Source organism: Parafrankia sp. Ea1.12 (assembly GCF_900465275.1).
Classification (GTDB): domain Bacteria; phylum Actinomycetota; class Actinomycetes; order Frankiales; family Frankiaceae; genus Parafrankia; species Parafrankia soli.
On record NZ_UBIZ01000091.1, the window covers coordinates 1 to 10,926 of the forward strand.

At 74.5% G+C, this 10,926-nt stretch carries 9 protein-coding genes and 2 pseudogenes; 9 read left to right on the top strand and 2 right to left on the bottom strand.

Annotation, left to right across the window (positions count from 1 at the left end; translation table 11 throughout):
• Positions 1–268 precede the first annotated feature (268 nt).
• The 5 genes from FMEAI12_RS01445 (at position 269) to FMEAI12_RS39640 (ending at position 6,118) form a co-directional block, all read left to right on the top strand.
• Positions 269–1,042 carry a TetR/AcrR family transcriptional regulator gene (locus tag FMEAI12_RS01445; RefSeq protein WP_235013585.1) on the top strand — a complete coding sequence of 258 codons (774 nt, stop codon included), beginning with the start codon at positions 269–271 and terminating at the stop codon, positions 1,040–1,042.
• A 311-nt stretch (positions 1,043–1,353) separates the two neighbouring features.
• Complete coding sequence (locus FMEAI12_RS01450) at positions 1,354–2,739, top strand: FAD-dependent oxidoreductase (protein ID WP_112104715.1); 1,386 nt, start codon at positions 1,354–1,356, stop codon at positions 2,737–2,739.
• Between the two features lie 30 nt (positions 2,740–2,769).
• Positions 2,770–3,924 carry an acyl-CoA dehydrogenase family protein gene (locus FMEAI12_RS01455; RefSeq protein ID WP_112104709.1) on the top strand — a complete coding sequence of 385 codons (1,155 nt, stop codon included), beginning with the start codon at positions 2,770–2,772 and terminating at the stop codon, positions 3,922–3,924.
• A 92-nt stretch (positions 3,925–4,016) separates the two neighbouring features.
• Entirely contained in the window at positions 4,017–4,328 is a 312-nt protein-coding gene (locus FMEAI12_RS01460; RefSeq protein WP_112104710.1) for a DUF1330 domain-containing protein, read from the top strand.
• A gap of 5 nt (positions 4,329–4,333) precedes the next feature.
• On the top strand, positions 4,334–6,118 hold the full coding sequence (locus FMEAI12_RS39640; RefSeq protein ID WP_112104711.1) for an NAD(P)/FAD-dependent oxidoreductase: 1,785 nt from the start codon (positions 4,334–4,336) through the stop codon (positions 6,116–6,118).
• Here the strand turns inward: FMEAI12_RS39640 and FMEAI12_RS01470 are convergent.
• A pseudogene (locus tag FMEAI12_RS01470) lies at positions 6,055–6,837 on the bottom strand (ABC transporter ATP-binding protein); the annotation flags it as partial. The gene FMEAI12_RS39640 and the pseudogene FMEAI12_RS01470 sit on opposite strands and share 64 nt — an antisense overlap.
• A gap of 133 nt (positions 6,838–6,970) precedes the next feature.
• On the opposite strand from FMEAI12_RS01470, the gene FMEAI12_RS01475 reads away from it, so the two are divergent.
• The 3 genes from FMEAI12_RS01475 to FMEAI12_RS01485 all read left to right on the top strand — a co-directional run bounded on the left by FMEAI12_RS01475 (position 6,971) and on the right by FMEAI12_RS01485 (position 9,249).
• The gene (locus FMEAI12_RS01475) at positions 6,971–7,834 is read left to right on the top strand and encodes a helix-turn-helix transcriptional regulator (protein ID WP_112104712.1); all 864 of its coding nucleotides are present in this window, start codon (positions 6,971–6,973) and stop codon (positions 7,832–7,834) included.
• 173 nt (positions 7,835–8,007) lie between these two features.
• Positions 8,008–8,652 carry a superoxide dismutase family protein gene (locus tag FMEAI12_RS01480; RefSeq protein WP_112104713.1) on the top strand — a complete coding sequence of 215 codons (645 nt, stop codon included), beginning with the start codon at positions 8,008–8,010 and terminating at the stop codon, positions 8,650–8,652.
• Between the two features lie 150 nt (positions 8,653–8,802).
• Positions 8,803–9,249, top strand: a complete 447-nt coding sequence (locus FMEAI12_RS01485; protein ID WP_112104716.1) for an SsgA family sporulation/cell division regulator — start codon at positions 8,803–8,805, stop codon at positions 9,247–9,249.
• A 53-nt stretch (positions 9,250–9,302) separates the two neighbouring features.
• Here the strand turns inward: FMEAI12_RS01485 and FMEAI12_RS01490 are convergent, their stop codons facing one another.
• Entirely contained in the window at positions 9,303–10,412 is a 1,110-nt protein-coding gene (locus tag FMEAI12_RS01490) for a nitroreductase family protein (protein WP_071059902.1), read from the bottom strand.
• A gap of 376 nt (positions 10,413–10,788) precedes the next feature.
• On the opposite strand from FMEAI12_RS01490, the pseudogene FMEAI12_RS01495 reads away from it, so the two are divergent.
• Positions 10,789–10,926: pseudogene (locus FMEAI12_RS01495) on the top strand (response regulator transcription factor); the annotation flags it as partial.

A 10,926-nucleotide genomic window follows, 5' to 3' on the forward strand; every position in this document is an offset into this window, starting at 1 on the left:
ACCGCAATGCCCATCAGGGGAAGGTCGGGGTGCTGTGCCTGGCGCCGGAGGAGGGGCTGGGGGTTCGTGACGAGGAGACCCGGGCTCGTCACCTCACCGCCATCAACCGCTTCCGCGGCGTGTAGGAGCGGCGCCGCGCCCCCGCGGCGGGTAAGGCCGGCGCGGCGGGTGGCGCCCGCCGGCCGCGGCAGCCGCCCGCCCGCCCGTGACCGAGTGCGCGTCGCGGGCGGGCAGGGCTGGTAGCCTGCGAGTTGGGAGGAGTGTTCCGGTGCCAGCAGAAATCGTCCGGTCCGCCCCGGGCGAGCGGCCCGCCTCCGGCCCGGCCAAGAGCCGCCAGCCGCCAGCCGCTGCCCGGAACGCCAACTCCGGAGCCCATCCCGACTCGGGCCGGGGCGCCGGCAAGAGCAGTGAATCCGGCCGGAACAGCGATGCCGGTGGGTCCGCTGTCACGAGCCCGGCCGAACCGCGCGTCAGGGCGCGCACCCCGGCCCGGGCAACCCGGCGCGACGAACTGCTGCGGGCGGCCGCCCGGCTGTTCGCCGAACGCGGTTTCCGCGGCGTGGGCATCGAGCAGATCGGCGCCGCCGTCGGCATCCGCGGCCCGGGAATCTACCGGCACTTCCCCAGCAAGGACGCGGTGCTCGTCGAGCTGCTCGTCGGCATCAGCCAGCACCTGCTCGACGCGGCCCGCGAGGCCCGCCGGGTCGGCGCCTCCGCCCTGGAGACCCTCGACCTGCTCGTCTGCGGGCACGTCGAGTTCGCGCTCGACAACCCCGACCTGATCGTCATCCACGACCGCGACCTGTGGAGCCTGCCGGAGCCGGCCGAGCGCGAGGTCCGCAGGCTGCAGCGGGCCTATGTCGAGCAGTGGGTGGACGTCCTGCGGCAGGTGCGGCCCGAGCTCGACGCGCCGACCGCGCGGGCGCGTACCCATGCGCTGTTCGGTCTGATCAACTCCACCCCGCACAGCGCGACCGATCTGCACCGGGCCGAGATGGCCGTGATGCTGCACACGATGGCGCTGGGCGCCGCCCGCGGCTGAGCAGCCTGCGCGCCGGGCCGGCTTCTACCGTGCGGGGCAAATCCGTCGCAATCGGAAATGCGGTGACGGTGATGGAGGGAATGGTGCGGGCGGGTGGCGGACCGCGGGCCGCCGGCCGCATTCCGTCATCGCAGTTCTTGCGCCCGGAAGCGCGCTTCTCTACGTTGCGTTGAGGTGGTCGGTACGGCGCGGTCGCGACCTGCATGGGCGACGGCGCCCGAGCCGCACCGGTCAGGGATGCGATCGCGTCGGCGGTCGACGCCCAGGTGACGGGCGGACATCAGCGGGAATTCGGCTGGAGGAGTGTATCGATGCCCCAGGGAGCTGCGGCCGCGCCGTTGACCGTCGCGGTGGTCGGATCCGGTCCGTCGGGCTTCTACGCGGCGGCCTCGCTGCTGGAACAGCACGACGTACCGGTCCGGGTGGACATGTACGAGCGGCTGGCCACGCCGTGGGGCCTGGTGCGTTCCGGAGTCGCCCCCGATCATCCGAAGATAAAGGCGGTGTCCAGCGTGTACGCGGCGATCGCCGCGCACGAGAACTTCCGCTTCTTCGGCAATGTGGACGTCGGCAAGGACGTCACGCGTGAGGAGCTGACCGCGCGCTACGACGCCGTCCTGTACGCCGTCGGCGCGCAGACGGACCGGCGCCTCGGGATTCCCGGTGAGGACCTGCCCGGCAGCGAGTCCGCGGTCGACTTCGTCGGCTGGTACAACGGGCACCCCGACTACGCGCACCTCACCTTCGACCTCAGCGGCGAGCGCGGGGTCGTGATCGGCGCCGGCAACGTCGCCCTCGACGTCGCCCGCATCCTCTGCTCGCCGCACGAGCGGCTGTCCCGCACCGACATCGCCGACCACGCCCTCGACGCACTGCGCGCCTGCGCGCTCAAGGAGGTCATGGTCGTCGGGCGCCGCGGCGCCGCGCAGGCGGCCTTCACGACCGCGGAGCTCAGGGAGCTGCCCGAGTTCACCGAGTCCGGGGTGGACGTCGACCCGGCCGAGGTCGCCGAGCAGGAGGGCGAGGAGGCGCTGTCCCGCCTGGTCAAGCGCAACCTGGCGGTGATGCGTGGGTACGCGCAGAACCCGGTGCCCGCGGGCGCGCGCCGGGTGGCGCTGCGCTTCCAGCGCACCCCGCTGGAGATCCGCGGCGACGGCCGGGTCGAGGAGATCGTGTTCGCCCGCAACGCGCTGAAGGTCGGCGACGACGGCTGGGTCAGCGCCGTCGACACCGGTGAGCGGGAGACCGTCCCGACCAGCCTGGTGCTGCGCGCCGTCGGCTACAAGGGCCGGTCGATCGAGGGGCTGCCGTTCGACGACCGCCGCGGGGTCATTCCGAACGTGAACGGGCGGGTCGAGGGCGTCGAGCGCGAGTACGTGGCCGGCTGGATCAAGCGCGGCCCGACCGGGATCATCGGCACGAACAAGAAGTGCGCCGGCGAGACCGTCGCGCGGCTGCTCGCGGACGTCGCCGACGGCACGCTGCGCCGCCACGACCGGGGCGCCGCGTTCGACCCGGTCGGTGAGATCGACACCTGGCTGCGCGGCCGCCAGCCGCACCTCGTCACCGAGGAGGGCTGGCGGCTGATCGACGCCGTCGAGCGCTCCTCGGGAGAGTCCGCCGGCCGGCCGCGTGTCAAGCGCGTCCTCACCGACGAGCTGCTCGACATCGCGCTGGAGCGCCGGATCGCCTCGTGACGGCGTTCGACGCATGACGGCGTTCGACGCATGAGGGAGCTCGACCCGGAGGAGCGGGCAGTCGTCGACACCGTCCGGGACTTCGTCGACCGCGAGGTCCGGCCGGTGGTGCGCGAGCTCGAGCACGCCAATGCCTACCCCGAGGCGCTCATCGAGCAGATGAAGCGGCTCGGGGTCTTCGGCCTGGCGATCCCCGAGCCGTACGGCCAGGTGGACGTCTCGACCGTCTGCTACGCCCTGGTGACCGAGGAGCTGGCTCGGGGTTGGATGAGCCTGGCTGGTGCCATGGGCGGGCACACGGTGGTCGCCAAGCTGCTGCTGGCGTTCGGGACGGAGGAGCAGAAGCGGCGTTACCTGCCGCGGATGGCCACCGGGGAGCTGCGCGCGACGATGGCGCTGACCGAGCCCGGCGGCGGCTCCGACCTGCAGGCGATGCGGACGACCGCCCGGCCCGACGGCGCGGACTACCTGGTCAACGGCACCAAGACGTGGATCAGCAACGCGCGCCGCTCCGGCCTGGTGGCGCTGCTGTGCAAGACCGATCCCGCGGCCGAGCCCGCCCACCGGGGCATCAGCATCCTGCTGGTGGAGAAGGTCCCCGGGTTCGTGATCTCCCGGGACCTGCCCAAGCTGGGCTACAAGGGCGTCGAGAGCTGCGAGCTGTCGTTCACCGACTGCCGGGTGCCGCGGGACGCGCTGCTCGGCGGGGCCGAGGGCCGGGGCTTCGGGCAGATGATGCGCGGGCTGGAGATCGGCCGGATCCAGGTCGCGGCCCGGGCGACCGGGGTGGGCCGGGCCGCCTTCGACGACGCCCTGCGCTACTCGCAGGAGCGCGAGTCGTTCGGCCAGCCGATCTGGCGGCACCAGTCCGTCGGCAACCACCTCGCGGAGATGGGCACGAAGCTCACCGCGGCCCGGCAGCTCCTGCTGCACGCCGCGCGCCGGTACGACACGGGCGAGCGCGCCGATCTCGAGGCGGGCATGGCCAAGTACTTCTGCTCGGAGGTCGCGATGGAGGTGGCGCTGGCCGCCATCCGGGTCCACGGCGGGTACGGGTACTCCACCGAGTTCGACGTCGAGCGCTACTTCCGGGACGCCCCGCTGATGATCGTCGGCGAGGGCACCAACGAGATCCAGCGCAACGTCATCGCCGCGCAACTCGTCGCACGCGGCGGCCTGCCGTGAGGCCGGCCGAGGCCGGTCGGTCGCGCACCAGCCGCGAGTAGCGAGAAAATGGCCCGTCCCACGCCGTGCACCGCAGTCGCCCAGGAGAGCACATGCCCAAGGGATACGTCATCCTGACCGAGGCCATCAAGGATCCCGAAGGCATGGCGGCCTACAGCCGCCTGTCAGGTCCTTCGGTCGCCGCGGCGGGTGCCAAGGTCCTCGCCGTGGACGAGGACGTCCAGCTGCTCGAGGGGGAGTGGCACGGGAACCGCACGGTCGTCCTCGAGTTCCCGTCGGCGGACGAGGCCCGTGCCTGGTACGAGTCCGACGACTACCAGCGGGCGAAGCCCGTGCGGCAGGCCGCGGCGGACTGCAACGCGGTGCTCCTCTCCGGGTTCGAGATGCCGGCCCGCCGAGCCTGACCGACATGCCGGCAGGCCGGCGTCCCATCGACCGGCACGCGGCGGCGGACACCGCGGACGCGGTCGTCATCGGCGCGGGGGTGAACGGCCTCGTCGCGGCGAACCGGCTCGCCGACGCCGGCTGGGACGTCGTCGTGTGCGAGGCCGCCGCCGAGCCGGGCGGGGCCTGCCGCTCCGCAGAGGTCACCGCGCCCGGGTTCGGTACCGACCTGTTCAGCGCCTTCTACCCGTTCGCCGCGCGGTCCCCGGCGCTGCGCGCGCTTGACCTCACCGACCACGGGCTGACCTGGCTGCACGCCCCGCGGGTGCTGGCCCACCCCACCCCGGACGGCCGCTGCGCGGTGCTGTCCACCGACCTCGAGGGGACGGCCGCATCCCTCGCCGCCTACGCCCCGGCCGACGCGGCGGCCTGGCGGGCGCAGGTCGCACTGTGGGAACGGGTCCGCGACCCGCTGCTCGAGGCGCTGCTGGCCGCCCCGTTCCCGCCGGTCCGGGCGGGCGCACGGCTCGCCCGCGCGCTCGGGGCCGCCGACGCGCTGCGCTTCGCCCGGTTCGCGATGCTGCCCGTCCGCCGGTTCGCCGCGGAGGAGTTCGCCGGCGCGGGCGCCGGACTGCTGGTCGCCGGCAGCGCGCTGCACACCGACCTGGCACCGGAGTCGGCGGGATCGGCGCTGATCGGCTGGCTGCTGGCGATGCTCGGCCAGGATGTCGGCTTCCCGGTGCCGCGTGGCGGAGCGGGCCGGCTGACCGCCGCCCTCGTCGACCGGCTGCGCTCCCGCGGCGGGGTGGTGCGCACCCGAGCCGAGGTGGACGCGGTGATCGTCACCGCCGGCCGGGCCCGTGGCGTGCGGCTCGCCGACGGGACGGCCGTGCGCGCCCGGCGCGCGGTGCTCGCCGACGTGGACGCGGTCTCCCTCTATCGGCGCCTGGTCGGCGATGAGCATCTCCCCGCCCGCCTGCTCACCGACCTGGCCCGCTTCCAGTGGGACAGCTCGACCTTCAAGGTCAACTGGGCGCTCGCCGGGCCGATCCCGTGGTCCGACCGCCGGATCGCGGACGCCGGCACCGTCCACCTCGGCGGCACCATGGACGATCTGACGATGATGTCCGCGCAGCTGGCGTGCGGGCTCGTGCCGGCGGACCCGTTCCTCGTCCTCGGCCAGATGACCACTGCCGACCCCGGCCGCTCGCCGGCCGGGACGCAGAGCGCGTGGGCGTACTTCCACCTCCCGCAGTCCCCCGGGGGCGACGCCGGTGGGGCCGGTGTCACCGGCCGCTGGGACGGCGACGACACCGCCCGCCTCCTCGAGCGGGTGGAACGCAAGCTGGAGGCGGCGGCCCCCGGCTTCGGGTCGCTGATTCTCAGCCGCGACACCCAGTCGCCGCGACGGCTGGAGGACCAGGACTCCGTGCTGCGCGGCGGCGCCCTCAACGGCGGGACGGCCGCCCTGCACCAGCAGCTGATCTTCCGCCCGGTGCCCGGCCTGGGCCGCCCGGAGACCCCGATCCCCGGGCTCTATCTGGCGTCGATGTCAGCACATCCCGGCGGCGGTGCACACGGCGGGCCGGGCGCCATGGCGGCCACGGTGGCGCTGCGCGACGCCGGCCCGGCCGGCCCCGTCCGCCGCCGCGCGTCCGCCGCCGCGCACCGGCTGATCTACGCCGGGCCGGTGGCGTCGCCCGCGGCGCCAGGCCCGGATTCTCCAGGGCCGGCGAGTCCGGGCCCGGCGAACGAGTCCTTGAGCGCCTCCGACACCTCGCGTGCGACCCGTCCGAAAGCGGCGTCGTAACGCAGCGCCGACTCGCGCGGGTAGCCGAACGGGATCTCGATCTCGGCGAGCAGCCGCCCCGAGCGGGCGGACAGCACGGCTACCCGGCTGGCCAGCAGCGCGGCCTCGACCACCGAATGGGTCACGAACAGCCCGGCGAACCCCTCCCGCAGGTGCAGGCGCAGCAGCTCGTCACCGAGCCGCTCGCGGGTGATCTCGTCCAGCGCGCCGAACGGCTCGTCGAACAGGAACAACGACGGGCGGGCCGTCAGCGCGCGGGCGAGCGACACCCGCATCCGCATCCCGCCCGACAGCGCCCGCGGCCGGTACCGCTCGTAGCCCCGCAGGCCGGTCATGGTGATCGCGTCCGCCACCAGGCGGTCGCGCCGCGCCCGGGGGACGCCGTCGAGCTCGGCGAACAGCCCGATGTTGCCCTCGACCGTCCGCCAGGGCAGCAGCGTCGGGTCCTGGAAGATGTAGCCGGGGGAACCCGGCCCGGCGAGCACCGAGCCGCTCGTCGGCGCCGCGAGCCCGGCGGCGATGCGCAGCAGCGTCGACTTGCCCGAGCCCGACGCCCCGATCAGCGCCACGATCTCGCCGGCCCCGACGCGCAGCGAGACGTCCTCCAGCACCCGCGTCCCGTCCGGGAACGTCATGCCGACGCCGTCGAACGCCAGAGCCGTCCCCGGTGGGGCGAGACCCACGGCCGGGGCTGCCGCGGGTCGGGTCCTCGACCTCATGAGCACATCATCCACGCTCGCGGTACCTGGCTGCATGCTGACCGTCAAGCCATGGGAAAATCCGAACGGTACTGACATGCCGGATGTCGGTGACCCGCGGTGAGCGCACCACCGCGACGGCGAGGAGGACACCGTGCCCAACGGCGGGCCGATCGCGCACCGCATCATGCTGGGAGCGCGGCTCCGGAGCCTGCGCGAGGCCACCGGCATCAGCCGGGAGGACGCCGGCTACGAGATCCGGGCCTCCGACTCGAAGATCAGCCGCATGGAGCTGGGCCGGGTCGGTTTCAAGGTGCGCGACGTCGCCGACCTGCTCACGCTCTACGGCATCGTCGCCGAGGCCGACCGGGCGCCGATCCTCGACCTGGCCAGGGAGGCCAACCGGCCCGGCTGGTGGCGGCGCTACGCCGAGGTCGTGCCCGGCTGGTCCGAGGCCTACCTCGGACTGGAGAGCGCCGCGACCCTGATCCGCAGCTACCATCTGCACCTCGTCCCCGACCTGCTCCAGACCGAGGACTATGCGCGCGCGGCCGTCGCGCAGACCAGCAACCCGGGCACGATGAGCGCCGAGGCCGTCGCGCGCACCGTCGAGATGCGGATCACCCGGCAGCGGCTGCTCACCCGGCCCGACCCGCCGAAACTGTGGGCGGTGATCGACGAGGCCGCGCTGCGGCCGCGGATCGGCTCGGCGGAGGTGCTGCGGGCACAGCTCGCACACCTGCGGGAGCTGGCCGCCACGCCGAACATCGTGATCCAGATCCTGCCGGCCGAGTACGGGGGCCACGTCGCCACCGGGGCCTTCACCATCCTGCGCTTCGCTGAGCCCGAGCTGCCCGACGTCGTCCACCTCGAGCACCTGACCGGCGCGATCGACCTTGACCGGCCGGAGGACGTCGACCGGTACGAGGAGCTGATGAACCGCCTCAGCGTCGACAGCACGACCCCGGACGGCCTCACGGCGCGCCTCGACCGCCTCGCCGCGGCGATCGAGCGCTGAGCCGCCCCGGGCCTATCGCCATGGCGACACTCGGTGGCCGGGAGGCGACCGAGAGCCCGAACGCTTCGTAGGGTTGGGCCGTCTACCAGGCCCGGCGCCGTGTCCGGCCTAGATCCTGGCCGCGCACGCGCCCGGGCCGCCGCCGCTGCACGTTCGCCGTCCTGGAGGCTGTCTTGCGACGTCCCCTGTCCCGTACCGTCCTCACCGCCGCGGCGGCCGCCGCCTGCCTGGCCCTGGCGGTCGGGTGCGGCTCCGACGACGGCCCCGCCGCCGCGTCCGCGCCGGAGGTGTCCGGCGATGCCACGTCGGCGCCCGCCACCGGCGCCGCCGGCAGCCTCGACGTCGTGCTGCACGACGCCACCGGAGCCGAGGTCGGCACCGTCACCCTCACCCCCGTCGACGGGGCGGTGCGGGTCGAGGGCAGCCTGCACGGCCTGCCCGCCGGCGGCTACCACGGGTTCCACATCCACCAGAAGCCGGTGTGCGACCCGAAGGCCGCCGACGGCCCGTTCAGCACCGCCGGCGGTCACTTCAACCCCGGGGCGACCACGCACGGCGACCACGCCGGCGACCTGCCGCCACTGCTGGTCGACAAGGACGGCACGGGGGAACTGCAGGCGCAGACGGACCGCTTCCAGCTCGACGACCTGCGCAGCCAGGGCGCCGCGGTGATCGTGCACGCCCAGCCCGACAACTTCGCCCACATCCCCGACCGCTACACCGCGCAGGGCGCCCCGACGCCGGGCCCGGACGAGCGGACCAACGCGACCGGCGACGCCGGCGACCGGATCGCCTGCGGAGTGATCGAGAAGTCCTGACCGCGCCGTGCGGGCCGCGCCGGGGTGCGGCGCGGCCCGCGGCGGCCGCGGACGGTCCTTCGTCCCCCGCTCCTGCGGACCAAGGCAGGGTGAAATCGCCCCGTCTCGGGTGACACCGTGAGGTACAACACCGAGGGTGGGGAGGATCTCATGAGGGGCCGTCCGATTGTGTCCAACGCCGTGACCATGGACGTCAACGCCACCTACCTGACCGGCGCCGAGGCGGGTAAGCGGGTTCCGGTGCTTGTCACCGTCCGCTTCGACCCGCTCGACCCGGTCGCGATCACCCTGCGCACGCGGGTTCCGGACCAGCGGGTCCTCGCGTGGACCTTCGCGCGGGAGCTCCTCGCCGAGGGCGACGAGCGGCCCGTGGGGGAGGGCACCATCCGGATCGCGCCGGTGCTGCGCGAGCGCCGGCGCCTGCTGATCGTCGATCTTCCGAGCCCCGGGGGGCCGGTCACCGTCGAACTGCCGGCGTCCCGGGTCGCCGACTTCGTCCGGCGGACCTACGAGCGGGTGCCCGCCTCCGCGGAGAGCGCCGTCCTCGACCTCGACCTGGACCTCGACCTGGGTCTCGCGGCCCTCGACCGCGGTTGACGGGCCGGCTGCCGGTGGCTTCGGCGGCGGGCCCCCGACCCGCCGCCCAGGAGCTAGCCGAAGGTCAGGATCTCGCCGATCGGGCGCCGCGGGGTCAGCGCGGAGGCCACCGCGTCCCGGCGGGGATAGCCGACCCGAAGGATCATCTGCACGTGCCCGGCGATGCTCAGCATCCGCTCGATCACCGAACGGTACCCGTCGCTGTCGATGGGCTGGCCCATCGGCGACGCGGCCGCGCCAGCCGCGGTCACGGTGAGCAGGACCCGCGCCAGCGCCTGCCCGGCGCGCAGCCTGTCCTCAGCCTGGTCGGCGTCCGTGCCGACCACGACGACGGCGGGGCGCTCCACCGACGGCAGCTCCTCCGGGCGCTGTTCGACGGTCGGGGCGAGACCCGTGTCCGCGTCCGCGTCGGCGCCGCCGTCGGCGTCCTCGGAACGCGGCGCCGCGATGCCTGGCGCGCCGCGGGTGTCGAAGTCGCGCAGCGGGAAGTCGCTGGCCCGTTCGGGGTGATGGGTCGAGGCCACGCCGGTCGGCACCCCGTCGGCGGTCGGGCCCTGCCCGCGCCGCCACGACGCCAGCTCGGCCCGGTAGGCGGGGTCGGCCTGCTCCGCCCAGTCCGCCCGGGCCGCGACCACCGCCGCGTCCAGCCGCTGGTCGGAGTGCGACAGCGGCATCAGCCAGGCGCCCTCGGACTCGGCGGCGCGGCGCATCCGGTCGACCAGGTCGCCGGCGAGCGGGCGTGCCTCGAACGGCCGGCGGTCGGTGTGCCGGGCCCCGGCGGCCGAGAACAGCAGCCGGTCGGAATCCGTCGGCGCCGCCCGCCCGCCGATCCCCATCGACGCGAGGACCAGGTCACCGGACAGCACCGGCTCCAGCCCGCCGGAACCGGTCGCCTCCGGCAGCAGCTCCACCACCGGCTCGAAGCCGAGCACCCGGAACGCCAGCCGGGCGTGCAGCAGCGCCGCGCCGCAGCTCACCAGGAGCTGCCGCCCGTCCGGGTCGAGGACTGCGAGGCGCCGCTCGACGTCCGGCCGCAGCGTCAGCCGGCCGTCGGCGAGACGCCACCGCCACGGCTGGGTGTTGTGAATGGACGGTGCGAGCGAAGCCGTCGTCACGACCTCGACTGCCACCTCGCGACCGACTCCCGCCGTCACCGACTCCATGATCGCGAACTCCCCTCGCCGTGCGGTGGCGTGTTGCGGGTGCACCGTGCCCGGCACGGCCCGTCTCCACGGTAGTCGGCGGCGGGCCGACCGCAGGGTGCCCGACGGGACCATCGTGCCGGCGTGCGGGGGGCCGTGGACGCCAGATCCGTCACGTCCGCGCCCGCCACCGGAGACCGCTGCCGGGGCCCGCCCGCGGCGCCGGGCGCGGGCCCGCCAGCACCCCTCGACACCCGTCAAGCCCGGTCGGCTCGCCGCCCGCCCGCCGCCGGGCGCCGCGGCGGGGTGGCCGGCGCGCCGCGGGGCTCCCGCTCAGAGTCGGACGTCCCGGCGGCGGCGGCCGATGCGACATGGGCGAACGGCCTACGGCGCCCGTATGGTCGCTGCCATGGAGAAGATCCGGGTGTTCGTTCTCGATGACCACGAGATCGTGCGTAATGGTCTGCGTCAGACGCTCGCCCGGCATGACGATATCGAGGTCGTCGGAGAGGCCGGGCTGGCCGCGGAGGCGTTG

Bases quoted from the DNA above. Each gene is read 5' to 3' on its own strand.
- FMEAI12_RS39640 (WP_112104711.1), top strand. From the start codon at position 4,334: ATGCCGGCAGGCCGGCGTCCCATCGACCGGCACGCGGCGGCGGACACC.
- FMEAI12_RS01485 (WP_112104716.1), top strand. From the start codon at position 8,803: ATGAGGGGCCGTCCGATTGTGTCCAACGCCGTGACCATGGACGTCAAC.
- FMEAI12_RS01450 (WP_112104715.1), top strand. From the start codon at position 1,354: ATGCCCCAGGGAGCTGCGGCCGCGCCGTTGACCGTCGCGGTGGTCGGA.
- FMEAI12_RS01490 (WP_071059902.1), bottom strand. From the start codon at position 10,412: ATGGAGTCGGTGACGGCGGGAGTCGGTCGCGAGGTGGCAGTCGAGGTC.
- FMEAI12_RS01460 (WP_112104710.1), top strand. From the start codon at position 4,017: ATGCCCAAGGGATACGTCATCCTGACCGAGGCCATCAAGGATCCCGAA.
- FMEAI12_RS01455 (WP_112104709.1), top strand. From the start codon at position 2,770: ATGAGGGAGCTCGACCCGGAGGAGCGGGCAGTCGTCGACACCGTCCGG.